The sequence below is a fragment of the Pseudomonas sp. BRG-100 genome (genome assembly GCF_000737955.1).
Taxonomy (GTDB): domain Bacteria; phylum Pseudomonadota; class Gammaproteobacteria; order Pseudomonadales; family Pseudomonadaceae; genus Aquipseudomonas; species Aquipseudomonas synxantha_A.
This window is the reverse complement of the sequence record NZ_JPRX01000001.1, coordinates 1,859,832-1,883,393: the sequence shown is the minus strand read 5'-3', so window position 1 is coordinate 1,883,393 and position 23,562 is coordinate 1,859,832. Positions and strand designations below refer to the sequence as shown.

Sequence of the window (23,562 nt, the reverse complement as noted above, 5' to 3'; positions counted from 1 at the left end):
GGAGCTCAAACATTGAGTACTGAACAGCAATTGGCCGCCGTTGTCAGCGCGGCAAACAACTTGACGAATACTGTGGCGGGTAAGGTAGGGGAAATTGACAAAGCCCTTGCAGATGCCCAGAGGAAGTATGAAGACCAGCTTTTGAGTTTGAGTCGCCATATACCCAGAGTGGCGATGACAAAAAACTTTCATATGGCTCCCGATGCGACGGGCAACCTGATTGACGGCTGGTATGTTCATACCCAAGTCACGGCGACAAAAACACGAACGATTACTCAGGTAGCTCAGTCGGCGGGACGCCCTCAGGCAGACGTCGATTTTATGCGCCAGGTTCAGGCAGATGTGCGTGAGCAGTTTCCTGATTTCGATATTAGTTCAGCCGAGTATTGGCGAAACCCGATTCATGTCTGGCAGATGAAATGGTCGGAGGACAATGTCAGTCCGTGGCTTGCGTTCCCTTGTGCGGTCGATATGGAACGATTGAGCGGAACAACACCTGTGCCTCTCAACACCCATATGACGATAGCTGCTTTTGTTCGGGTGGTAGAGGGTTCTGTCGATGGCACATGGACTACCGGCAACAAAAAGGGTAAATGGCGCTGGTGCGCTGTGCCTGTACCACCGACAGGGTTCTTTTCTCACTATATGCATATTCACCCTATGCGTACTTCTAATAGTGGACTAGTTGAAGTCATGCTTGGCGGTGCCTGTACAGGTGTCGTCACTCACCCATCCGATTGGGGAACTATGTTGGCTCTGGGTTAAGGAAAATACTGATGAAACCTGAATTTACACTTGCTGAGATTCACCCGCTGATTAAATGGACACTGATTCGTAAAGCTCGTGATGCTGACTTGGCGGCCAGTGATTATGCTGCCATGCCTGACTATCCAATGCTCGATAAGGATCGTCCTGTATTTATGGCCTACCGTCAGGGCTTGCGAGATATTCCCGATCAAGGCAGCGATCCTGATGCAGTTGTATGGCCCCCTAAACCTGGTTTTCTGAAATAACCCACCGCGAAAGCGGTTTTTTTTCGCCTCCCCCAAGCCCCTCCCCGCAGGGGCTTTGGCATTTTCCACCCGGAGATTTCCACCCATGCCCACCCGCCAAACCTACACCGTCCTCATCCCATTCCCCATCGGCAACGGCCATTGGTCCACCGCTGGCGAGGAATTGGAACTGCTCGACGTCGAAGCATCCGCCCTGCGCACCGCTGGCCGCCTGGAACTGACCAGCGTCCTCAACTCCACCCCCAAGAAGGCTGAATAACCATGGCAGAAGTCCTGAACTTCGAGCACAACGGCATCACTGTGAATGCCACTGAATCCCCCGAGGCCATGGGTGGCCTTGGCGATAACGTGATCGGCCTGGTCGGCACTGCCCCCAACGCCCACGCATCGATCCCGAAAAACGCCCCGTTCCGTATCAACAGCTTCACCACCCAGGCGCTGCTGGACCCCACCGGCACCGAGTCGGGCACCTTGTTCCAGGCGGTGTATCAGATCCTCAAAGTGGTCAAGGTGCCGGTCTATGTGGTCATCGTCGAAGAAGGCGCCACCCCGGCCGATACGATCAACAATGTGATCGGCGGCAACGACCCGGTCACCGGTCGCAAGCTGGGCCTGGCGGCCCTGAGCAGCGTGCCTGAAGACCTGACCATCATCGGCGCTCCAGGCTTTACCGGCACCAAGGCCGTGGCCGGTGAGTTTGCCTCCTTCGGCAAGCGTATCAAGGCGCGTGTGGTACTGGATGGCAAGGACGCTTCGGTGGCCGATCAAGTGACCTACAGCGGCGAGCTGGGCGGTGCCGACCTCGGTTTCGACCGTTGCCTGCTGGTGCACAACATGCCGTCGGTGTACTCCAAGGCCGCGAAGAAAAACGTATTCCTGTCGCCATCCTCGTTGGCCATCGCCGCACTGGCCAAGGTCAAACAGTGGGAAAGCCCGGGCAACCAGGTGACCTTCGCCGAAGACGTTTCCCGCGTGGTCGAGTACAACATCCTCGATACCTCCACCGAAGGGGACCTGCTCAACCGCTACGGCGTGAGCTACTACGCCCGCACCATCCTCGGCGGTTTCTCGCTGCTGGGTAACCGCTCCATCACCGGCAAGTTCATCAGCTACGTCGGCCTGGAAGATGCTATCAGCCGCAAGCTGGTCAAGGCCGGCCAGAAAGCCATGGCCAAGAACCTCACCAAGTCCTTCATGGACCAGGAGGTCAAGCGCATCAACGACTGGCTGCAAACCCTGGTGGCCGACGAGACCATCCCTGGCGGCAGCGTATACCTGCACCCGGAATTGAACAGCGTCGAGAAGTACAAGAACGGCACCTGGTTCATCGTTATCGACTACGGCCGCTACGCGCCGAACGAACACATGGTTTATCAACTCAACGCCCGCGATGAAATCATCGAGCAGTTCCTGGAGGACGTTCTCTAATGTTTACCAACCGAGTCAGACAGGCCATTGCGGCCACCCTTCAAGGCCTGCCGTTGTCCGCAACCGTGGAAGAGTTCACCCCGCCGAAGATCGAGTTCGACATGGAGCCCATGTCCGGCGGTCGCTTTATCGCCGAGGAAATGGCCAAGAGCGGCAAGGTGCTCAATGCCAAGCTGGTGCTGCAAGGTGCCGGTCCGGAAATCATGCTGGCCCTGGGCGTGCGCATGGGCGACGACATCCTGCTGAACGTGCGTGAAGCCGGCCAGGACCAGGACGGGAAGACCTACTTCACCTACCACACCGTCGGCGGCAAGCTCAAATCCCTGGAGGAGGCGAAGCTGAAAATGGGCGACAAGGCTACCACCACGCTGGAACTGTCCTGCCGTACCTACAACCGTCTGGAAAATGGCGTTTCGGTGATCGACATCGACGTGCGCACCCAGAAGTTCGTGCTCAACGGCGTCGACATTCTGGGCGATGCGCGCCGCGCCGTGCTGATGCCGTAAGGATAACTGCAATCGAAGCGGGCACGGTCAATGTGGGAGCCGGGCTTGCCCGCGATGCAGGCGACTCGGTGCGTCTGGAGCACCGAGTTGATGCTATCGCAGGCAAGCCAGCTCCCACAGAGACCGCGCTCAGATTGGGATTCCCGTGCTTTTCAATACCGTTCTACAAGGAATTGCCCCATGGCCTGGATGCCACCGTTGCACATCCTGCTGGCTCCGATCACCGCCGACACCGGCGCGACGATCCAGCAGGTTCAGCTAAAACCGTTGTTCTACGCCGCGCAAAAAGACGCGCTGGCCCGGGCCGGTGATGACGAGGACGATCAGTTTTTCGAACTGGCGAAACTCGCCACTGGCCTGTCGGAAAAAGAGCTCGACCAGCTCAAGCGCCCTGACTACGTGAGCATTGCCCAGTACGTACACGAGATGTCGACGCGCCCGACGTCGTTCTTCCTGAATGCGGATGAAGCGACACCCCACGACCAACCCGTCCAGTTGCTATTGCCCCTGAACGCAGCCGGCCGAACCCTGACCGAACTGCCCCTGGAAATGCCTGCCCTGCGCGCCACCAAGGTGATGAAAAAACTCGCCACCAACAAAGAGCGCGCCGAGTTCATCACCGCCCATTGCACCGGCCTGATGATCCCTGACCTGGCCGGCTTGACCGTGCCCGACTGGACGGAACTGCAGGAGCGTATCGACGATTTTTTAAATCAACCGGCGGACTTCTTTCGCAGCGCGACATCGAAGTAATCCTCGATGTGGTGCCGCTGATCTACTCGGTCAATGAGGCGGAGATCCTCGACTGGGACGCCGGAAAAGCATTGCGCCGCTACGACATAGCGATCACTCGCCTTGGCGTTAAACAGGAGTAAGCGGGATGCAAGAAACTCAATTTGGGACCAGGCTCGTCCAGGAGGACAAGCGTTGGCTGCTTGGCGATGCGGACCTGGGCAATGTGCTGGCGCCGTTTTCCGCAGACCTCGCCGCGCCTGTCAGCCTTGAATCGGTACCACAGTCGGCGCCGTTATTGTTGCCGCAGCCGCAGCCGCAGCCGCAGCCGCAGCCGCAACCGCAACCGCAACTCCAACCCCAGCCGCAACCACTGCCGGAGCTGACCTCGGCGCTGATCACCGTCAGTGTGGACATCAACGCTCTGGCCCAAGAGCAAATTCGGTTGCGCGAATCGCTGGAAACGCTCACCAGCACGCTGTTCATTAGCGCCAATTCGCTGGCAACCAAGACGGCAGAGGTCCGCGCGGGAGTCGCAGAAAGCAAGCAGGACAAGCCTGCGTCTGCTATCCCGTCCTGGGGGGAAAAAAGTGTTGAACTGGCCACGGATGCCGTCAAGTTCGTCGGCAAGGAAGTGTTCACCGGTTTGTGGGATAAAGCCAAAGACCGTCTTTCAGGCAAGGCGATTGATGCGGTGGCTGCCAGGTATCCGAAGGGTGCCAAGTGGCTCAAGGACGATAACGGCAAGGGCGCTGAAAAAGGCAAGGACTGTTGCTGCACCGGAGCACTGCCTGCGCAGATTCGCGGCCCGCTTGATAGCGCTGCCGCACAGTTGCCAGAGAGTGTCGGTGAGACCGCCAGGAAAGAAGAGAAGGCACGGCCCAAAGATAATCCCAGGAGGCCGCGCGGCAAGCGTAACAAGGCCCGTCAAATAAAATCGCGCGAGGTCAAAATCCCAGAGGTCAGAAGGCGGACGGATCTCAAATCGCAGCCTACTGTCACGCCAGCCCCTGCTGCGCCGCCAGTCAATATCATGGGCCAGCCGCAGCTAGCGTTCGACAGCAAACGGGTGAGCGAGACTACACGCAGTATTTCCGGCAACTCATTGACCTCTTACGCAGCCGCTTCGGCAGACCGAGTCGCAGCACAGGGTGGGCCCAAGGGTTTGGCCCCTGGACTGTCGGGGACGCTCGCAAAGCTTGAATCGTCCGCCGTACGCCGCCTTGGCCCGCTGAAGTATGTCGACACCGCCGTGGATGTGATCCAGGGCGTACGCAATGGCGACGCCAAGGCCGTCGGTGCTGGCCTTAGCACTGCTGGCGGCGCCTGGGCGGGAGCATCCGCCGGCGCCGCGCTCGGCACGCTGGTTTTCCCTGGCATTGGCACCGCAGTCGGTGGCGCCATCGGTGGCTTGCTCGGCAGCGAAGCCGGCAGTTGGCTTGGGGACAAGTTGTTCGGTTCAGGCGATCGTCTACCTGCGCCGAACGCGCTGAGTAAAGAGCTCAACAGCGCGCGAACGGACAACGTCCAGGTCACGCTCTCACCGAGCATCCAGATCACCGGCGTTAATCCGGCGGACGCCCAGCAAGTGGTCAATCAGGTGATCCAGGCCCTGCAGTTTCAATGCGTGCCGATGGTCACCGATTCCCTGGGCATCCGGCGCAACGCGGCACTGGCCGATCCTTCAGGAGGTGATTGATGCGACAACAAATGGTGCTGGGCGACTTTATTTTTGGCTTATCCCGAGGGTTCGCCTATTCCACACTGGCCCGCAACAGCGACGGCGGCTGGAGTGACCTGGCGATTATTGCCAGCAAGCCGCAGTCGCGTCAGAGCGGCCAGAAGCTGGAAAAACTCACCTTCAGCGGCACGGCCATGTACGCCGTTGGCATGCAGCGCCTGGACGAATTGCGCGCTCTGCAAAATGCGCGGGCGCCGTTGCCGCTGGTCGACGGTATCGGCCGTAACTGGGGCCTGTGGCGGATCAATTCGGTGGTGGAAGCCCAAAGCAATGTGATCGATGACGGCACTGCCATGGTCATGACCTGGACCCTTGAGCTGGAGGAGTACGTCAATGCGTAGAGTGCGAAGTATTGCCGGTGATTCGGTCAACCTGCTGCTCTACCGCGAACTGGGGCGTTGCGATGACGCGGCGGAAGAAACCCTCTGGCGCTTGAACCCTGAACTGGCTGAATACGGCCCGGTACTGCCGGCAGGCGTATGGGTGGTCGTGCCTGAGATGCAAGCCCGGCCGGCTGCTGTACGGCCCGTTCTGGCCTGGGATTAAGGAGGCTGCATGGCACAGGGATTTACCCCGATCGTAGAGTTCTACGGCGCCAACGCGGCGCTGCTCAATCAACGCCTGATGCACTGGAGCCACACCGACGCCGCGGGTATCCAGACTGACCGCCTGGAACTGACCCTTAATATAGAAGGGTTGGAGGGCTTGCCCAGCCTCAGTGGCAAGATTGGCCTGCGCGTCGGTTACCAGGAAACCGGCTTGGTGGAAAAAGGCGAGTTTGTTGTCACCCAACGCACCCCAGTGTTGTTTCCGATGCGCCTGATGATCGTGGCGACCGCCGCGCCCTTCAGCGAGGCGGATAAAAGCGGCTATCGCCAGCGCCGCTCCGCCAGCCATGGGCCGACTACCTTGGGGGCATTGTTTCGCCAAGTGGTCAGCCGCCATGGTTTTTCACCGCGAGTGGCACCGACACTGGACGGCATTGCGATTGCGCACATCGACCAGTCCAACGAAAGCGACATGGCCTTCATCACCCGCCTGGCCAAACGCTACAACGCTGTCACCAAGCCGTTCAACGAACTCTATGTGCTGGCCGAAGCGGGGCAAGCCAAATCACTCTCCGGCCAGCTATTACCGCAAGTGAAATTGTCGGTGACCGAGGACAACCGTCCCGGTGAGCAGGCCTTTATCACCGCCAAGCTCGACGAAAAATCGCGCTCCAAATACATGGGCAGCCGCGTCAGCTGGTGGGATTCCGGAGCTGGCAAGCAGCGCATGGTCCAGGTCGGGATTGCCCCGTTCAAGACCCTGCGCCAGCGCTGCCAGAACGAAGCCGAAGCCCGCGCCGTGGCCGAAGGCGAACTGCGCCGGGTGGGACGTGAAGGTTTGAAGCTGCAGATCGATTGCCCCGGTAACCCGTTGCTCGCTGCCGAAGGCTTGCTGGTGCTGGATGAAACCTGGCCTTCGTATATGCAGGGGCGCTGGTCGATTACTCAAGTGACCCACGTTGGCGACCCGGCGACGGGGTATCGCAGTTCGATCATGGCCAGTGGATTGGCGTCTTAGGCGCGGGCAGAAGAGGGAGCTTGAGTTCGTGTATCACTGAAAGCTCGAGCTCAAGAAGGAGGGATGCATGGTTCTATCTGAGCAACAGCTGGTTAAAGTACTACCAAACTCCCGCCTTAAAGCGGGAGTTTTCATTTCGGCGTTAAACACGGCGATGTCCCATCACCAAATCACCACACCTGAACGCACTGCGGCATTCCTCGCCCAAATCGGCCACGAATCTGCTCAGTTGCTCTATGTGCGAGAACTGGGTAGCGATCACTACCTGAGCAAATACGACACCGGTACCCTGGCCGCCCGGCTGGGCAACACGCCCGAGGCGGATGGCGATGGCCAGAAGTATCGGGGCAGGGGGCTTATCCAGATCACGGGGCGTCGCAACTACCTGGCCTGCAGCCGAGCGCTGTTCGGCGATGATCGCCTGCTGCTGCAACCGCAATTGCTGGAGCAACCGCAATGGGCTTGCGAATCGGCAGCCTGGTTTTGGCAGAGCAACGGTTTGAATGAACTGGCCGACAGGGACCAATTCACCGCTATCACTCGGCGTATCAACGGCGGTCTCAATGGCCTGGATGAGCGTTTGCGCTTGTGGGCGCGGGCCAAGGCGGTGTTATGCATCTCCTAAGTGCGTTGCGTTTGATCGGCGTGTGTCTGCTCATGGCGTTTGTTTGGCAGGTCCAGGCTTGGCGATATGGTGCGCAGCTTGAGCTGCAATCAAGCACCCATGCTCAAGCGCTGAACCAGCAAAGGCTGGCAGCACAAAACCAACGCCGGGCTCTGGAGCAACAGCTCAACGTCAACGACCACCAACACACCCAGGAGTTGAGCGATGCCCAACGCAACCAAGCTGCTCTGCGTGACCGTCTGGCCACTGCTGATGTGCGGTTGTCAGTCCTTCTCGACGCCGCCGATTCCGCCACTGGCTGTACAGTGCCTGCCTCCACCACCGCCGGCAGCCTGGTTCATGCAGCCCCGCGAGCCCGACTTGACCCGGCGCATGCTCAGCGAATTATCCGCATCACCGACGACGGCGACAGCGCCCTGATCGCCTTGCGCGCTTGCCAGGCCTATGTGCAGGCCGTCGCGCGTTAGCCTCTTGATGCACTCTGTATCTTGCATGGCCGATAGGCTCCTGTAGGGTAGGCGAACCCCCGCCCACTCCTGGAGACGACCGTGAAGGAAATCACTCAACTGGCCGCTGAACTGGGTCGCCGTTTGCAGGTGCTCAGTGCCCACGTCACCACTGCCGAGTCCTGTACCGGCGGCGGCATTGCCGAAGCCATCACGCGGATCCCGGGCAGTTCGGCCTGGTTCGAGGCGGGCTATGTCACCTATTCCAATCGCCAGAAGACCCGGCAGTTGAACGTGCCGGAAAAACTCTTCTCCAAAGTAGGCGCCGTCAGCCAGGAAGTGGTGGAGGCGATGGCCCGCGGCGCGCAGGAAAAAAGCCTGGCGCGCTTTGCCGTGGCGGTCAGCGGTGTGGCCGGCCCCGATGGTGGCTCGCCAGACAAGCCGGTGGGCACCGTTTGGCTGGCCTTTGCAGTGGGCGACGAGGTGACAGCCGAGCTTGCGCACTTCCCCGGCAACCGCGACGAGGTGCGCCGACAAACGGTAAAAGTCGCACTGGAGGGCTTGTTGCGACGAGCTGCAGCAGAAATCGAGAAACAGGGGTAGGCGATCACCGATCTTTGTGGAACAATACTGTCTACTTATACAGGTGTTGGCCGTCAGGCCTTATTGATTACGTGAGGACTTTAATGGACGACAACAAGAAGAAAGCCTTGGCTGCGGCCCTGGGTCAGATCGAACGTCAATTCGGCAAGGGTGCCGTAATGCGTATGGGCGATCACGACCGTCAGGCGATCCCGGCTATTTCCACTGGCTCTCTGGGTCTGGACATCGCGCTCGGCATTGGCGGCCTGCCAAAAGGCCGTATCGTTGAAATCTACGGTCCTGAATCTTCCGGTAAAACCACCCTGACCCTGTCGGTGATTGCCCAGGCGCAAAAGATGGGCGCCACCTGCGCGTTCGTCGACGCCGAGCACGCCCTGGATCCTGAGTACGCCGGCAAGCTGGGCGTCAACGTCGATGACCTGCTGGTTTCCCAGCCGGACACCGGCGAGCAAGCCCTGGAAATCACCGACATGCTGGTGCGCTCCAACGCCATTGACGTGATCGTGGTCGACTCTGTGGCTGCCCTGGTACCCAAGGCTGAAATCGAAGGCGAAATGGGCGACATGCACGTGGGCCTGCAAGCCCGCCTGATGTCCCAGGCGCTGCGTAAAATCACCGGTAACATCAAGAACGCCAACTGCCTGGTGATCTTCATCAACCAGATCCGCATGAAGATCGGCGTGATGTTCGGCAGCCCGGAAACCACCACCGGTGGTAACGCGCTGAAGTTCTACGCTTCGGTCCGTCTGGATATCCGCCGTACTGGCGCGGTGAAGGAAGGTGACGAGGTTGTCGGTAGCGAAACTCGCGTCAAGGTTGTGAAGAACAAAGTGGCCCCGCCATTCCGTCAGGCTGAGTTCCAGATTCTCTACGGCAAGGGTATCTACCTGAACGGCGAGATGATCGACCTGGGTGTACTGCACGGTTTCGTCGAAAAGTCCGGTGCCTGGTATGCCTACAACGGCAGCAAGATCGGTCAGGGCAAGGCCAACTCGGCCAAGTTCCTGGCGGACAACCCGGATATCGCTGCCACGCTTGAGAAGCAGATTCGCGACAAGCTGCTGACCCCGGCGCCGGACGTGAAAGCTGCCGCTAACCGCGAGCCGGTTGACGAGATGGAAGAAGCCGACACTGACATCTGAAGCAAACGATGACCGTTGTACTGGATACACTCGTTGCCGTTCGGCGCACTGCAATGGACCTGCTCGCTCGCCGCGAGCATGGCCGAGTCGAGCTGACGCGTAAATTGCGTCAGCGCGGCGCAGAGCCTGAGATGATCGAAACAGCCCTCGACCGTTTGACAGAAGAAGGGCTGTTGTCGGAAGCCCGTTACCTTGAAAGTTTTGTGTCCTATCGAGCGCGCTCCGGTTACGGCCCTGCGCGGATTCGTGAAGAGCTGAGCCAGCGTGGTCTGCAACGTGCCGATATCGACCTTGCCCTGCGTGAGTGCGGTATCAACTGGCAGTCGCAGTTGGAAGACACTTGGCGCCGCAAGTTTGCGGGGCACCTTCCGATTGACGCCAGGGAGCGTGCGAAGCAAGGGCGCTTTCTGAGCTATCGCGGGTTTTCGATGGACATGATCAGCCGCTTGTTGAGCGGCCGCGATATGGACGACTGAACGCCCCAAAACGAAAAGGCCCACTATGAAAATAGTGGGCCTTTTTTTTCGCCTGCAAAAAACTACGCCGGCAGTGACGTCACACGTTGCTGCGTCTTGCCTTGGGCCTGTGCCCAGTTTTCCGGCAGGTTGATGTAATCCACCAATTCACGCAGTCGCCCCTGGTCGCGGCCATTGAAGTTGAACATCAGGCGGGTCAAGTGACTGAACCTTGGTTCGTCATGGTCTTCGCCTGTATAGGCGAGCTGTTGAAACTCGCCACTGAGCCGCAGGCTGGCAAACTCTTGCTGCAAATGGGCCAGAGCACGCTCACTGAGAGGATGGTTCATGCGCACCACAAACTCGCGTTTCAACCAACGGGTGGAGTGGAAGTTGGCATAGAACTGGTTGATTTCATCCACTGCTTCTTCGGCGCTGTAGACCAGGCGTATCAGCTTGAGGTCGGTGGGCAGGATATAGCGGTTGGCTTCCAACTGGCTGCGGATAAAGTCCAGGGCACCTTGCCAGAACCCACCGCCCGGCGCATCCAGCAACACGACTGGCACCAGCGGGCTCTTGCCAGTCTGGATCAGGGTCAGTACTTCCAAAGCCTCGTCCAGGGTGCCGAAACCGCCTGGGCACAACACCAGCGCATCGGCTTCCTTGACGAAGAACAACTTGCGGGTAAAGAAGAAGTGGAATGACAGCAGGTTTTCGGTGCCATCGATGGTGGGGTTGGCGTGCTGTTCAAAGGGTAGCGTGATATTGAACCCCAGGCTGTGCGCCAGGCCCGCGCCTTCGTGGGCTGCCGCCATGATGCCGCCGCCACCGCCGGTGATCACCATCAGGTCGGAGCGCGCCAATGCTGCACCCACTTCTCGGGCCAGTGCATACAGTGGGCTTTCCACAGGTGTACGTGCCGAGCCGAACACCGTCACCTTGCGCCGGTCCTTGAATTGTTCGAGTACGCGAAATGCATGGTCCAATTCACGAATGGCGCGCAGGGTGATCTTGGCATTCCAGCGATCCCGGTCGTCCTGGGCCATGCGCAGAACGGTAAGGATCATGTCGCGATAAAGGGGGATATTCGGGCTGTTGGGGGCGATCAACTGGATTTGCGCGTCGACCTGCTGCGTGAGGTCGGTCCCGTTTTCTTCAAAATGACGAAGCAACTGATCATTGGATTCATAAGGCATTCAACTTCTCCTTCTTTACAGGGCCTGGATAGTCGACGAGAGCGTCGTCGGGGCCACGACACTGCATGTGTCGTTGCATGCCACAGGAGGGCAGGCCGCTTATGCCCTGAAAGTGTTACAGAACAGCATTGAAGTAGCTGTGGGCGGGCGTATGGGATGGCTTGATCATGGGCCGAAAAACCCTTGGCTGGCAACCGCTTATTGGTTACTCATCGCGTAGTTTAGTCGTTGGCAGGAGCTGGAGCGGGGGAGTGCGCGCCGCTGGACAGCAGCGCGCGACGGTCAAATCGTGCTTACTTTTTCTTCTTCGCCGCAGCCGGTGCCGGGCAATCCGCTTCAACGAACTTGACCGATGCCACAGGGCGGTTGCTTTTGTTCTCGGTGATTTCATAGCGTATCACTGCGCCCTTTGCCATCAGTTCGCGGTAGCCTGGGTTGGTGCATACGCTGCGGCCCAACTGGAAATACACAGCCTTGGGGTTGGCACGCATCTGTTCGGCACGATCAGGCTGAACGCTGAGGTGATCAATCAGCTGCATACCTTCAACGGTGTAGGCCACTTCCAGGGTCTTTTCATCAATTTCCCGGGGCAGGTCCTTGTTGCTTTCGGCCGCGACGCTTTGCAGTTTCCTGTTCATTTGAGCCTCCAGCAGCGAGGCCGCGTGGGCGCCCATAGGCAAGACCAACGCTATGGCGAGGGATGGGGCAACAAGGCGCAGCATGGAACGCAGCATGAAACTCTCCTGATTCGGTTACTGGTGCATAGACCAGCCACTGCGCTGTGCGTTCAGTGGCGCGCAATTATAGGTGAGCCCTTGCCACTACAGCCAGGCGTATCGCTGGTAAACTGCGGGACTTCTGCTTTTCACGAGTTTCTTCCGTGCCGATTCCCTTTTCTTCGCCGCGTGCCCGATGAGCCACGCCGTTTCCCGTTTGCGTGCTCAGCGTCTGGCGCGTGCCGTCAGGCCGTTTCTTAATCGTGGTTCCCGAGCTGAGCGTTGCCCCGGCTGTCGGGTAATTCCCGAGTACTGTTTATGTGCCTGGCGGCCCCAGGTACAAGCCAAGTCGGCCATGTGCCTGTTGATGCATGACGTTGAGCCGATGAAACCCAGTAACACGGGTTGGCTGATCGCTGATGTCATACACGACACCACTGCATTCGCATGGTCGCGCACCGAAGTCGACCCCGATTTGCTCAGATTGTTGGCTGACCCGCAGTGGCAGCCATATATTGTCTTCCCTGGTGAATTCGTGGCACCGGAACGGGTGGTCAGTGAAGTGCGCATGGAGGAGGGCAAGCGCCCGCTGTTTATCTTGCTGGACGGCACCTGGAGCGAAGCGCGCAAGATGTTTCGCAAAAGCCCCTACTTGGAGCACTTGCCGGTACTGAGCCTGGCGCCAGAGCAGTTGTCACGCTACAAACTGCGGCGTTCCAAGCGTGATGACCATTTCTGCACCGCCGAGGTGGCGGCACTTTGTCTGGAGTTGGCCGAAGACGTGGCCGCCAGCGAAGTGTTGGATGCCTATCTCGATGTATTCAGCACCCATTACCTGGCTGCCAAGTTCCAAATGCCGCTGGACCCGATGGACGCTGTGCATACTCGCCTTGCACCCTACATCCCGGCGGTATAACCAGACGACGTTTGCATGATGGCACCGTAAACCTGCAACCCGCTAAAATGCCCGCGGGCGTAGTGCTTGACCCTCCAGGCTACGCTGGTCATGCTGGGCGCCGATTGGGGCGCAACCGTGAATGCCTGACGTCGTTTCAAGTGCTTTTGACGTTGAGCAGGCCCTGTGGCGATAGCTGCCAGGCCGTCGCCTTGTGTATTGGTGAGCCCTGAACCATCAGGGCTGCCATAAAAAACAGGATCATTTAACCAATGGCCACATACGAAATCCTGATAGCCGATGACCATCCGCTGTTTCGCAGCGCTCTGCATCAGGCAGTCACCCTGGGGCTTGGCCCTGATGTTCGCCTGGTCGAAGTGGCCAGCATCGCCGAACTGGAAGCTCGCCTCACCGAAAAATCCGACTGGGACCTGGTGCTGCTCGACCTGAACATGCCCGGTGCCTACGGCTTTTCCGGGCTGGTGCTGCTGCGCGGGCAATACCCGCAGATCCCCGTGGTGATGGTCTCGGCCCAGGAGGAAGCCGACGTGGTGGTGCGCTCCAAGGAGTTTGGCGCCAGTGGCTTCATTCCCAAGTCCAGCGCGATGGAAGATATCCAGAAAGCCGTGCGCGCGGTATTGGACGGCGATGTGTCCTGGCCGCCCCAGGCGTTTGAACAAATCAACGTGTCCGACGAAGCCAAGGCCGCCCGTGATGGCCTGGCCAGTCTCACACCCCAGCAGTTTCGGGTGCTGACCATGGTCTGCGAGGGTTTGCTGAACAAGCAGATTGCCTACGAATTGAGCGTGTCGGAAGCGACCATCAAGGCCCATGTAACGGCGATTTTCCGTAAGCTGGGAGTGCGTACCCGGACCCAGGCGGCGTTGCTCTTGCAACAACTTGAGTCAATCTCGCAACATTAAGTTACAGCCGCTTCACGCTTTTTTGACTTTGCGTGATCTAGCTTCCCCACTTCTTTGGTTCAGTTGCCTACATCTATGTCGCCTTTCAAGGGTCAAACCGGTATCAAACGTATCTTCAATGCAGGGGGCTATTCCCTGGATGGTCTGCGCGCAGCTTTCACCGGCGAGGCGGCGTTCCGTCAGTTGGTGTTGTTGAACGTCATCCTGATCCCTTTGAGCTTTTTCCTGCAGGTCAGCCGGGTCGAGCGAGCACTGCTGATTGCGGTGTGCCTGCTGGCGTTGATTGTCGAATTACTCAACTCTGCGGTAGAAGCGGCCATTGACCGTATTTCCCTGGACCGCCATCCGCTGTCGAAGAACGCCAAGGACATGGGCAGCGCCGCGCAATTTGTGGCACTGACCATGATCACCCTGGTGTGGGCGGTGATCCTGATCTGACGATCAGGCGATACTCGGCAGTACGATCTCGTCGCTGCGCTGCACCCCGGCGGTGAAGGCGCGGCACAGTTCGAGAAACTCGCGCATCGCCGAGGTCTGGTATTTCTGCTTATGCCAGATGAAGTAGAACTGCCGGGCCAGGTCCAGATCCGGGGTTTCCACCGGTACCAGGCTGCCGCGGCGGAACGCGTCGCGCAGCGCCAGCCGCGAAATGCAGCCGATCCCCAACCCCGACTCCACTGCCCGCTTGATCGCCTCCGTGTGTTCCAGCTCCAGACGGATATTCAGCGCGCTGCGATGATGGCGCATGGCCTGGTCAAACGTCAGGCGCGTGCCCGAGCCTTGTTCGCGCAGGATCCACGCCTCGTGGGTCAACTCATCCATGCTGGCCACGCCACGTTTGGCCAGATGATGCTGGGGCGCACAAAACACCACGAGCTCGTCTTCTACCCAGGTTTGCACCTCGATGTCCGGATGGCTGCAGTCACCTTCGATTAGACCCAGGTCAATTTCGTAGTGCGCTACCTGATGCACGATATGTGCAGTGTTCTGCACATGGAGTTTCACCTGGCTTTCGGGATGCTGCTGCATAAAGCTGCCAATCAGCAGCGTCGCCAAGTAATTGCCGATGGTCAGGGTCGCGCCGACCGCCAAGGAGCCGAAGCCGGACTTGCCGTTGAGCAGGTCCTCGATCTCTTTGGCCTGGTCCAGCAGTGCAACCGCCTGGGGCAATAGCTGGTGACCGAGGGCGTTGAGACTCAGGCGTTTGCCGGCGCGGTCGAACAATTGGCAGCTGGATTGACGCTCCAGCTCGGTGATCGACGTGCTGGCGGCGGATTGAGATAAGGCCAGAAGGCCAGCAGCGCGCGAGACGCTTTCCTGCTGGGCGACGGCGACGAAAACTTGCAGTTGACGGAGAGTAAATCGCATATCGATATAACCGATAACCCTTATCTTAATAATCCAGTTAACAGATATTGTCGCCGCCATTAGAATGCTGTGCAATTGCGCATCCTTACCTTTGGCGCAGACCCATTTCCAGGAGTCCCCCGTACATGAGCAACATGAACCACGAGCGTGTCCTCAGTGTTCATCACTGGAACGACACTCTGTTCAGCTTCAAGTGCACCCGCGATCCGGGCCTGCGCTTCGAGAACGGTCAGTTCGTGATGATCGGCCTGCAACAGCCCAACGGCCGCCCGCTCATGCGCGCTTACTCGATTGCCAGCCCGAACTGGGAAGAGCATCTGGAATTCTTCAGCATCAAGGTGCCGGATGGCCCGCTGACTTCCCAATTGCAGCACTTGAAGGAAGGCGACGAGATCATCATCAGCAAAAAACCGACGGGCACCCTGGTGCTTGACGATTTGAAGCCGGGCAAACACCTGTACCTGCTCAGCACCGGCACTGGCCTCGCGCCGTTCATGAGCGTGATTCAGGACCCAGAGACGTACGAGCGTTTCGAAAAAGTCATCCTGTGCCACGGCGTGCGCTACGTCAACGAAGTCGCCTACCGCGAATTCATCACCGAGCACCTGCCGCAGAACGAATTCTTCGGCGAGGCCCTGCGTGACAAGTTGATCTACTACCCGACCGTGACCCGCGAGCCGTTCGAAAACGAAGGCCGCCTGACCGACCTGATGCGCAGTGGCAAGCTGTTCAGCGACATCGGCCTGCCACCGATCAACCCCGAAGACGACCGCGCCATGCTGTGCGGCAGCCCAAGCATGTTGGATGAGACCAGCGAAGTGCTGAACAGCTTCGGCCTGAAGGTTTCGCCACGGATGCGTGAGCCGGGCGATTACCTGATCGAGCGTGCGTTCGTCGAGAAGTAATACAGCGTCAGTAAGCAGATCAAAATGTGGGAGGGGGCTTGCCCCGATGGCGGAGTGTCAGTCACTGCATCTGGTGACTGACCCACTGCTATCGGGAGCAAGCCCCCTCCCACATTCAGTCTCCGGTTTATCCGGCGGTAACCACTTCCAGCACACAAATCATCCCGGGTTCCGGGTAGTGCCAGCGCACATCCACATCCCAGAATTGCGCACCGTATTCCCGTTCCGACGTAGGAACCTGATACGCCGGCCGCGGATCCTGCGCCAAACACTGCTCAATCAGTTCCACCAACGGCTCGCCGAGGCGTTGAGCGTGGCCTTGCGCCTGTTGCAGCGCCGTCTTCAGCCACTGCACCGCAATCAGTTGCGGCGCGCTGCTGGCAATGGTGTTGGTAGCGCTGTCGACAATGTCGGCATAGGGCACATATGGCTTGATATCCAGCACCGGCGTGCCATCGAGCAAGTCGATCCCGGAAATCCACAGTCGCCCCGGTTCCACCTTGTCCAGCTTGACCACCGATTGGCCAATGCCATTAGGTCGGTGGGTGGCACGGGTGGCAAACACGCCCATGGACGTATTGCCGCCCAGGCGTGGCGGGCGCACTTTCAGGCGTGGCTTGTCTTCCAGGGCCTGATGAAACAGGAACAGCAACCACACATGGCTGACCTGTTCCAGCCCCTGCACCGCCTCGCCCTGGTCGAACGGCGCCACCAACTCCAGCACGCCACGGGCAGCCGGTGCCAGTTGCGGTTGGCGCGGGATGGCGAACTTCTCCTTGAAGCAGGAGCGTACGAAACCGACGGGCGAGACCTGGTAACTCATGGCTTAGGCACGGACCCGCAAGGTCAGGCCCTTGAGGAAGTTACGCAGCAACTGATCACCACAGGTGCGGTAGTTGGTATGGCCGAACTTGCGGAACAGCGCGCTCAGCTCTGGCTTGGACACCGGGAACTCCGCTGCCTTGAGGATGGCATGCATGTCGTCTTCCTTCAGTTCGAAGGCCACGCGCAGCTTTTTCAGGATGATGTTGTTGGTCACCGGCGTTTCGATCGGCTGCGGTGGACGGCTTTCGTCCTTGCCGCGCTTGAAGATGACCAAGCCATCGAGGAAGTGAGCCATGACTTCATCCGGGCAGAACACGAAGCCTTCTTCCTCATCTTTCTTGAGGTAGGTCAGCAGGTCTTCCTTGGTCACGTCCATGCCGCCGAGCTTGATGATCTCGACCATCTTGTTGTCGCTGATGTCGAGCATGTAGCGCACGCTGCGCAGTACGTCGTTGTGAATCATGGTGAGCAATCCTGCTATTGAACTGATGACGCCGCCCAATCAGGCGGTGTCGGGAAAAGGGGAACGGCTTAGAACTTCTCTTTGCCGGACAGGTAGCGCCATTGGCCCACTGGCACCTTGCCAATGGACACGCCGCCGATGCGGATACGGCGGATGGCGATGACTTTCAGGCCAACAGCTTCGCAGAACAGCGCGATAACGCCGGGTTGCGGGTTTTTCATCGCAAAGCGCAGGCGGTTTTCGTTCTGCCAGCTGGCTTTCACAGCGGGCAGTTCCTTACCTTTGTAGGTCAGGCCGTGGTTCAGGCGGTTGAGGCCGTGGGCAACCATGTCGCCTTCGACTTCTACTACGTATTCCTGCTCGATCTTGGCGGCGTCGGCGGTCAACTTGCGCAGAATCTTCCAGTCCTGGGTGAACACCAGCAAGCCGCTGGCCTTGGCTTGCAAGTCGGCGCTGGCGGTCAGGCGCAGGAAATGCCCCTTGAGCGGGCGCTTGCTGAAGCGGTGTTCTTCAGACAAGGTCTCGGCGCTGATCGTGGCCATGGCGGTTTCAGCGTCCATGCCTGCCGGCGCGTGCAACAGAATGGTCACCGGCTCTGGTGGGGTGGCTTTGGCCTCTGGGTCCAGCTCGACTTTTTCGGTTGTGACCTTGAACTGCGGCTCGTCGATCACTTCGCCGTCCACCGAGACCCAGCCGCCTTCGATAAACAGCTCAGCCTCCCGACGGGAGCAACCGACCAGTTCGATAAGGCGTTTGGAGAGGCGTATGGGGTCAGTCATGACAAGGGCCGTAACAAAAGGGGGCGGCTATTGTACCTGCCTGGCGCCGGTTAATCCCGAGCCCATTTCATTTAGCCCTGGCGCGCCTGTTGTTGCAGCTGGCGCAAACGCATATGCAGCAACGGGTAAGGCTGCCCAAGGCCATCATGCTCCGTGCGTCCGATCACCTCGAAGCCCTGCTTGAGGTAAAAGCCCAGCGCCTGGGGGTTCTGCTCGTTGACGTCCAGTTCCTCGGCGTTCAGGTGTTCGGTGGCATAGCCCAGCAATTGCCGGCCCAGGCCCTGGCCACGGTGTTGCGGGTCGATAAACAGCATTTCCACCTTGCCGGCCACCACCCCGGCGAACCCGGTGATGCGCTGGCGCGAGTCCTTGGTGCAGATCAGCATCACCGCATCCAGGTAGCGGGTCAGCACCAGGTTTTTCAACCGGTCTATATAGCTGTCCGGCAGGAAGTCGTGGGTGGCGCGTACTGAGGCTTCCCAGATCTGCGCCAGGCGCGGGTAGTCGCTGGATTTAGGCGTATAGATGACCGAATGCTGTCGCATGACCGCTGCCTCTTGGCGTTATTTGCGCTGATGAGCAAAACGATAGACCTAAAAAAGCCCCGCATCTTGTCAGAGGCGGGGCTTTTTCAAAATATTACGCAAACACGCTTCAGTCGCGCTTTTCAGCCCACAAGTCGTACTCGTCGGCGTCGGTCACGGTGCACCAGACCTTGTCGCCCGGCTTCAAGCCGCTGGCATCGTCAATAAACACGTTGCCGTCGATTTCCGGTGCATCGAAGAAGCAGCGGCCAACGGCGCCTTGCTCGTCGACTTCGTCGATCAGCACTTCGATTTCCTTGCCGATGCGCAGTTGCAGGCGTGCAGAGCTGATCGCCTGTTGGTGCGCCATGAAGCGCTCCCAACGATCTTGCTTGACGTCGTCCGGCACCACGGCCAGGTCCAGCAGGTTGGCCGGAGCGCCTTCCACTGGCGAGTACTGGAAGCAGCCGACGCGGTCCAGCTGCGCTTCGGTCAGCCAGTCGAGCAGGTACTGGAAGTCTTCTTCGGTCTCGCCGGGGAAGCCGACGATGAAGGTGGAGCGGATGATCAGCTCCGGGCAGATCTCGCGCCAGTTCTTGATACGCGCCAGGGTCTTGTCTTCGAACGCCGGGCGTTTCATTGCCTTGAGCACTTTGGGGCTGGCGTGCTGGAATGGGATGTCCAGGTACGGCAGGATCTTGCCGGCGGCCATCAACGGGATCAGCTCGTCCACGTGCGGGTACGGGTAAACGTAGTGCAGGCGCACCCACACGCCCAGGCTGCTGAGGGCTTCGCAGAGCTCGGTCATGCGGGTTTTCACCGGCGCGCCATTCCAGAAGCCAGTGCGGTATTTCACGTCGACGCCGTAGGCGCTGGTGTCCTGGGAGATCACCAGCAGCTCCTTGACGCCGGATTTGACCAGGCGCTGGGCCTCGTCAAGCACATCACCCACCGGGCGGCTCACCAGTTTGCCGCGCATCGACGGGATGATGCAGAAGCTGCAGCTGTGGTTGCAGCCCTCGGATATCTTCAGGTACGCGTAGTGGCGTGGGGTCAGTTTGATACCTTGAGGCGGCACCAGGTCGATCAGCGGGTTGTGATCCTGGCGTGGCGGCACCACGTCATGCACGGCGTTGACCACCTGCTCGTACTGCTGCGGGCCGGTCACCGCCAGCACACTCGGGTGCACGTTACGGATATTGCCTTCTTCCACGCCCATGCAGCCGGTCACGATGACCTTGCCGTTTTCCTTGATGGCTTCGCCGATCACTTCCAAAGACTCGGCCTTGGCCGAATCAATGAAGCCGCAGGTGTTGACCACCACCACATCGGCGTCCTGGTAAGTGGACACGACGTCATAGCCTTCCATACGCAGTTGCGTGAGGATGCGCTCGGAGTCGACCAGAGCCTTCGGGCAACCCAGGGAAACAAAGCCAACCTTGGGGTTGGCTTTTGCGATGGTGGTGGACATGTCTAACCTCGGTATTGAATGACGCTGCCGGTCGTGCACGACAAGGCAACGGATGGGCGCTTGGTGCGCCTCTGATCAAAAAGTGCGCAATTCTATCGGCGGGCAGCGCACTTGACCAGCTTTATGCAGGGAAATGCGACGAGTGCTGCGCTGGATAATTCGCAGAGTGCTTACAACGCTTTCAAGCGCGTACGTCTTGTTCTGTACGGTGCGAGACGACTTTAGACATGCCCACACCTAATGCCTGAAGTACTTTCAGGAGGGTGGAGAGCTTTGGATCGCCGCCCACAGCGATGGACCTGTAGAGATTAGCCCTATTGAGCCCTGTGTTTTGCGACAAGCTAAGCATTCCGCCACGGGCTTCCGCGACTCGGCGGACAGCAACAAGGAAGGCGTCCTCACCACCCGCTTCATCGATTTCCTCAAGAGCTACAGAGAGATACTCGAGAGCAAACGCCTCGTCGTCTTGGAGCATTTCAAGAACGCTATCTTCATGAGAGCGAGTCCGACTGGTCATTTTTGCTGCCCCTTATAAGACGTCCAGAGAGCCTTGGCCTGATTGATGTCGTTTTGCTGTCTGGCCTTTGAGCCTCCGCCTAGCAGAAACACAATTTTTCGATCCTGGATTGCGTAATAGACGCGAAATCCAGGCCCGAAGTCGAGCTTCATCTCAAAGACTCCATCACCTACTGGCTCGGTAACGCCAAAGTGACCCAACGAAGCGCGGTCCACTCTGGCAGTGATTCTTGCTTTTGAACGTGTGTCTTGCACGGTGTCTAGCCAAGCTTGGTAGATATCCACGCCATTGACTGACAGCACATGTTTCACTTCGTACATGAGCAATGTACCTTAAAAGAGACAGGGCGATGATTGAGTTTTTATATGGACTGAAGGTGACATGCCGGATCGTAATTTATTGATCGGCCAAGCTGATCAAGTAGTTTCTGAGGCAACCCTGCTGAGCCGGGCCAACATATACGGTTGGCCGCGATGTCATCAATGCAGGCAAAAAGGCGCCAAAATGCCGCCTCAGTCATTGCTGACTACATAAAGCGACGTCTCAGCTACTGGAACAGCGAAATGCGACGAGTGCTGCGCTATGCTTCGCGCCGTTGCGCACGGGTAATGCCCTTGGGTCAATAAAACGTCTGTTTCGAGAAGTAAAACAGCGCATGCTAGGGTCAGCTTAGTCGTGCTGTTTATAAAAGACCTTGGGTCAAAGGGCAGGAGTGGTTGATGGGTCAGGCAAGTAGTCAGGCAGCAGGTGCCGAGCATTCAAACGCCAAGCCGATTGGCATGCTGGTGGCGGCAGTCGGGGTGGTTTATGGCGATATCGGGACCAGCCCGCTCTACACCCTTAAAGAGGTGTTCAACGGCGGTTACGGAGTACAGGTCAACCATGACGGCGTCTTGGGGATACTGGCGCTGATCTTCTGGTCGCTGATCTGGGTGGTGTCGATCAAGTACATGTTGTTCGTGCTACGTGCCGACAACCAGGGCGAGGGCGGCATCATGGCGCTCACGGCGTTGGCGCGGCGGGCTGCTGGGGAGCGCGCTAAATTGCGCAGTTTCCTGGTGGTGTGCGGCCTGTGTGGCGCGGCGCTCTTTTATGGCGACAGCATGATCACCCCGGCGATTTCGGTATTGTCGGCCATTGAAGGTCTGGAGCTGGCGTTTGACGGCCTGGAAAAATGGGTGGTGCCCATCGCGCTGATCGTGCTGGTGGCGCTGTTTCTGATCCAGAAACACGGCACCGATCGTATCGGCAAGCTGTTCGGCCCGGTGATGGTCACCTGGTTCCTGGTGTTGGGCGGTCTCGGGGTGTACGGCATTCTGCAGCAGCCTGAAGTATTGAATGCGCTGAACCCTGCATGGGGCGTGCGCTTCTTTATGGTTCACCCCGGCATCGGCGTGGCGATTCTTGGCGCGGTGGTGCTGGCCTTGACCGGCGCCGAAGCGTTGTACGCCGACATGGGCCACTTCGGGCGCAAGCCCATCGCCCGTGCCTGGTTCATCCTGGTGCTGCCGGCGCTGGTGCTCAACTATTTCGGCCAGGGCGCGATGCTGCTGGGCGATCCGGAGGCTGCGCGCAACCCGTTTTACCTGCTGGCACCGAGCTGGGCGCTGATCCCGCTGGTGGGTTTGTCCACCCTGGCGACCGTAATCGCGTCCCAGGCAGTCATTTCCGGTGCGTTCTCGTTGACCCGCCAGGCGATCCAGTTGGGTTACATCCCGCGTATGCACATCCAGCACACTTCGAGTGCCGAGCAAGGCCAGATCTACATCGGCGCCGTGAACTGGTCGTTGATGGTGGGCGTGATCCTGCTGGTGCTGGGCTTCGAATCTTCCGGTGCCCTGGCGTCGGCCTACGGCGTAGCGGTGACCGGCACCATGCTGATGACCACCATCCTGGTGTCGGCGGTCATGCTGTTGCTGTGGAAGTGGCCGCCGGTGCTGGCGGTGCCGGTGTTGCTCTGCTGCTTGCTGGTGGACGGTCTGTTTTTCGCCGCCAACGTGCCCAAGGTGATCCAGGGCGGCGCGTTCCCGGTACTGGCGGGGATTGTGTTGTTCGTGTTGATGACCACCTGGAAGCGCGGCAAGCAATTGCTGGTCGAGCGCCTCGACGAGGGTGGGCTGCCATTGCCGATTTTTATCAGCAGCATCCGCGTGCAGCCGCCTCATCGCGTGCAGGGCACGGCGGTGTTCCTGACCGCGCGCCCGGATGCGGTGCCCCACGCGCTGTTGCATAACCTGCTGCACAACCAGGTGCTGCATGAGCAGGTGGTGCTGCTGACGGTGGTCTACGAAGACATTCCACGGGTGCCTGCCGCACGGCGTTTCGAGGTGGACTCCTACGGCGAAGGCTTCTTTCGCGTGATCCTGCATTTCGGGTTCACCGATGAGCCGGACGTGCCCGAAGCGCTGAAACTGTGCCATCTGGATGATCTGGATTTCAGCCCGATGCGCACCACCTATTTCCTCAGCCGCGAGACCGTGATCGCCTCGCGCATCAAGGGCATGGCGCGCTGGCGCGAAACCTTGTTCGCCTTCATGTTGAAGAACGCCAACGGTAACCTGCGCTTCTTCAAGCTGCCGGTAAACCGTGTGATCGAGCTGGGCACCCAGGTCGAAATGTAAGGCGCTGCATAACGGGAGCCGGCAATCGGCTCCCGCTTTCCTTTCTGAACCCTGTGCAATCGGTGGTTGTCGACTAGGCTCTAAACACTGTTGAACAGTGCC

General features: G+C 59.1%; 30 protein-coding genes. 20 read left to right on the top strand and 10 right to left on the bottom strand.

The genetic code is table 11. The features are described 5' to 3' along the window. Positions 1-12: 12 nt before the first annotated feature. The 15 genes from JH25_RS18795 (at position 13) to recX (ending at position 10,278) form a co-directional block, all read left to right on the top strand. Complete coding sequence (locus JH25_RS18795; protein WP_032877510.1) at positions 13-765, top strand: hypothetical protein; 753 nt, start codon at positions 13-15, stop codon at positions 763-765. 11 nt (positions 766-776) lie between these two features. Next, positions 777-1,013, top strand: a complete 237-nt coding sequence (locus JH25_RS27895; RefSeq protein WP_032877509.1) for a tail fiber assembly protein — start codon at positions 777-779, stop codon at positions 1,011-1,013. Positions 1,014-1,098: 85 nt separating this feature from the next. Then, the gene (locus JH25_RS28620; protein WP_003189022.1) at positions 1,099-1,272 is read left to right on the top strand and encodes a hypothetical protein; all 174 of its coding nucleotides are present in this window, start codon (positions 1,099-1,101) and stop codon (positions 1,270-1,272) included. A 2-nt stretch (positions 1,273-1,274) separates the two neighbouring features. After that, positions 1,275-2,441, top strand: a complete 1,167-nt coding sequence (locus JH25_RS18805; RefSeq protein WP_032877508.1) for a tail protein — start codon at positions 1,275-1,277, stop codon at positions 2,439-2,441. Continuing rightward, entirely contained in the window at positions 2,441-2,947 is a 507-nt protein-coding gene (locus JH25_RS18810) for a phage major tail tube protein (protein ID WP_005785401.1), read from the top strand. Before JH25_RS18805 ends, JH25_RS18810 begins: the two co-directional genes overlap by 1 nt. Positions 2,948-3,127: 180 nt before the next feature. After that, positions 3,128-3,700: a phage tail assembly protein gene (locus JH25_RS18815; RefSeq protein ID WP_032877507.1), complete on the top strand. Its 573-nt coding sequence runs from the start codon at positions 3,128-3,130 to the stop codon at positions 3,698-3,700. Between the two features lie 127 nt (positions 3,701-3,827). Then, positions 3,828-5,378: a hypothetical protein gene (locus JH25_RS18820; RefSeq protein WP_032877506.1), complete on the top strand. Its 1,551-nt coding sequence runs from the start codon at positions 3,828-3,830 to the stop codon at positions 5,376-5,378. Continuing rightward, positions 5,378-5,761 carry a phage tail protein gene (locus JH25_RS18825; protein ID WP_005785407.1) on the top strand — a complete coding sequence of 128 codons (384 nt, stop codon included), beginning with the start codon at positions 5,378-5,380 and terminating at the stop codon, positions 5,759-5,761. The genes JH25_RS18820 and JH25_RS18825 overlap by 1 nt, the downstream gene beginning before the upstream one ends. After that, positions 5,754-5,966, top strand: a complete 213-nt coding sequence (locus tag JH25_RS18830; protein ID WP_005785409.1) for a tail protein X — start codon at positions 5,754-5,756, stop codon at positions 5,964-5,966. The genes JH25_RS18825 and JH25_RS18830 overlap by 8 nt, the downstream gene beginning before the upstream one ends. 9 nt (positions 5,967-5,975) lie before the next feature. Further along, positions 5,976-6,986, top strand: a complete 1,011-nt coding sequence (locus tag JH25_RS18835) for a contractile injection system protein, VgrG/Pvc8 family (RefSeq protein WP_032877505.1) — start codon at positions 5,976-5,978, stop codon at positions 6,984-6,986. A 67-nt stretch (positions 6,987-7,053) separates the two neighbouring features. Continuing rightward, positions 7,054-7,611, top strand: a complete 558-nt coding sequence (locus JH25_RS18840) for a glycoside hydrolase family 19 protein (RefSeq protein ID WP_032877504.1) — start codon at positions 7,054-7,056, stop codon at positions 7,609-7,611. Beyond that, on the top strand, positions 7,599-8,078 hold the full coding sequence (locus JH25_RS18845) for a lysis system i-spanin subunit Rz (RefSeq protein ID WP_032877503.1): 480 nt from the start codon (positions 7,599-7,601) through the stop codon (positions 8,076-8,078). The genes JH25_RS18840 and JH25_RS18845 overlap by 13 nt, the downstream gene beginning before the upstream one ends. 81 nt (positions 8,079-8,159) lie before the next feature. Beyond that, complete coding sequence (locus tag JH25_RS18850) at positions 8,160-8,660, top strand: CinA family protein (protein WP_032877502.1); 501 nt, start codon at positions 8,160-8,162, stop codon at positions 8,658-8,660. 83 nt (positions 8,661-8,743) lie between these two features. Further along, positions 8,744-9,802, top strand: coding sequence for a recombinase RecA (gene recA, locus JH25_RS18855; protein ID WP_005785454.1), 1,059 nt, complete (start codon positions 8,744-8,746; stop codon positions 9,800-9,802). A gap of 8 nt (positions 9,803-9,810) precedes the next feature. After that, positions 9,811-10,278, top strand: a complete 468-nt coding sequence (recX, locus tag JH25_RS18860; RefSeq protein WP_005785456.1) for a recombination regulator RecX — start codon at positions 9,811-9,813, stop codon at positions 10,276-10,278. Positions 10,279-10,340: 62 nt separating this feature from the next. On the opposite strand, the gene JH25_RS18865 is transcribed toward recX, so the two are convergent. Together JH25_RS18865 and JH25_RS18870 are read right to left on the bottom strand one after the other, a co-directional pair. Beyond that, positions 10,341-11,453, bottom strand: coding sequence for a TIGR00730 family Rossman fold protein (locus JH25_RS18865; RefSeq protein WP_032877501.1), 1,113 nt, complete (start codon positions 11,451-11,453; stop codon positions 10,341-10,343). 293 nt (positions 11,454-11,746) lie between these two features. Continuing rightward, positions 11,747-12,187 carry a PA3611 family quorum-sensing-regulated virulence factor gene (locus JH25_RS18870; RefSeq protein ID WP_032877500.1) on the bottom strand — a complete coding sequence of 147 codons (441 nt, stop codon included), beginning with the start codon at positions 12,185-12,187 and terminating at the stop codon, positions 11,747-11,749. A gap of 178 nt (positions 12,188-12,365) precedes the next feature. On the opposite strand from JH25_RS18870, the gene JH25_RS18875 reads away from it, so the two are divergent. The 3 genes from JH25_RS18875 (at position 12,366) to JH25_RS18885 (ending at position 14,425) form a co-directional block, all read left to right on the top strand. Next, entirely contained in the window at positions 12,366-13,085 is a 720-nt protein-coding gene (locus JH25_RS18875) for a tRNA-uridine aminocarboxypropyltransferase (protein ID WP_032877499.1), read from the top strand. A 251-nt stretch (positions 13,086-13,336) separates the two neighbouring features. Next, the gene (erdR, locus tag JH25_RS18880; protein ID WP_032877498.1) at positions 13,337-13,987 is read left to right on the top strand and encodes a response regulator transcription factor ErdR; all 651 of its coding nucleotides are present in this window, start codon (positions 13,337-13,339) and stop codon (positions 13,985-13,987) included. A 75-nt stretch (positions 13,988-14,062) separates the two neighbouring features. Continuing rightward, positions 14,063-14,425, top strand: a complete 363-nt coding sequence (locus tag JH25_RS18885) for a diacylglycerol kinase (RefSeq protein ID WP_003189051.1) — start codon at positions 14,063-14,065, stop codon at positions 14,423-14,425. 3 nt (positions 14,426-14,428) lie between these two features. Here the strand turns inward: JH25_RS18885 and JH25_RS18890 are convergent, their stop codons facing one another. Further along, positions 14,429-15,355 (bottom strand): LysR family transcriptional regulator, encoded by a 927-nt coding sequence (locus JH25_RS18890; RefSeq protein WP_010212678.1) that lies wholly within the window; start codon positions 15,353-15,355, stop codon positions 14,429-14,431. 125 nt (positions 15,356-15,480) lie between these two features. On the opposite strand from JH25_RS18890, the gene fpr reads away from it, so the two are divergent. Next, positions 15,481-16,260, top strand: a complete 780-nt coding sequence (fpr, locus tag JH25_RS18895; protein WP_003189055.1) for a ferredoxin-NADP reductase — start codon at positions 15,481-15,483, stop codon at positions 16,258-16,260. Between the two features lie 127 nt (positions 16,261-16,387). Here the strand turns inward: fpr and tsaA are convergent, their stop codons facing one another. From tsaA to JH25_RS18930, 7 genes are all read right to left on the bottom strand, one after another. Beyond that, a complete protein-coding gene (gene tsaA / locus JH25_RS18900) occupies positions 16,388-17,083 on the bottom strand; it encodes a tRNA (N6-threonylcarbamoyladenosine(37)-N6)-methyltransferase TrmO (RefSeq protein ID WP_032877497.1) in 696 nt (231 codons plus the stop codon). Between the two features lie 3 nt (positions 17,084-17,086). Then, entirely contained in the window at positions 17,087-17,548 is a 462-nt protein-coding gene (locus JH25_RS18905; protein WP_005785469.1) for a DUF1456 family protein, read from the bottom strand. Between the two features lie 68 nt (positions 17,549-17,616). Beyond that, positions 17,617-18,327, bottom strand: a complete 711-nt coding sequence (locus tag JH25_RS18910; RefSeq protein WP_005785471.1) for an rRNA pseudouridine synthase — start codon at positions 18,325-18,327, stop codon at positions 17,617-17,619. Between the two features lie 71 nt (positions 18,328-18,398). After that, positions 18,399-18,872: a GNAT family N-acetyltransferase gene (locus JH25_RS18915; RefSeq protein WP_032877496.1), complete on the bottom strand. Its 474-nt coding sequence runs from the start codon at positions 18,870-18,872 to the stop codon at positions 18,399-18,401. A 109-nt stretch (positions 18,873-18,981) separates the two neighbouring features. After that, positions 18,982-20,322 carry a 30S ribosomal protein S12 methylthiotransferase RimO gene (gene rimO / locus JH25_RS18920; RefSeq protein ID WP_005785474.1) on the bottom strand — a complete coding sequence of 447 codons (1,341 nt, stop codon included), beginning with the start codon at positions 20,320-20,322 and terminating at the stop codon, positions 18,982-18,984. Positions 20,323-20,503: 181 nt separating this feature from the next. Next, positions 20,504-20,839, bottom strand: coding sequence for an addiction module antidote protein (locus tag JH25_RS18925; protein WP_032877495.1), 336 nt, complete (start codon positions 20,837-20,839; stop codon positions 20,504-20,506). Beyond that, on the bottom strand, positions 20,836-21,159 hold the full coding sequence (locus JH25_RS18930) for a type II toxin-antitoxin system RelE/ParE family toxin (protein ID WP_032877494.1): 324 nt from the start codon (positions 21,157-21,159) through the stop codon (positions 20,836-20,838). Before JH25_RS18930 ends, JH25_RS18925 begins: the two co-directional genes overlap by 4 nt. A gap of 399 nt (positions 21,160-21,558) precedes the next feature. Here JH25_RS18930 and JH25_RS18935 point away from each other — a divergent pair, with 399 nt between their 5' ends. Then, a complete protein-coding gene (locus tag JH25_RS18935) occupies positions 21,559-23,460 on the top strand; it encodes a potassium transporter Kup (protein WP_005785476.1) in 1,902 nt (633 codons plus the stop codon). Positions 23,461-23,562: the final 102 nt, after the last annotated feature.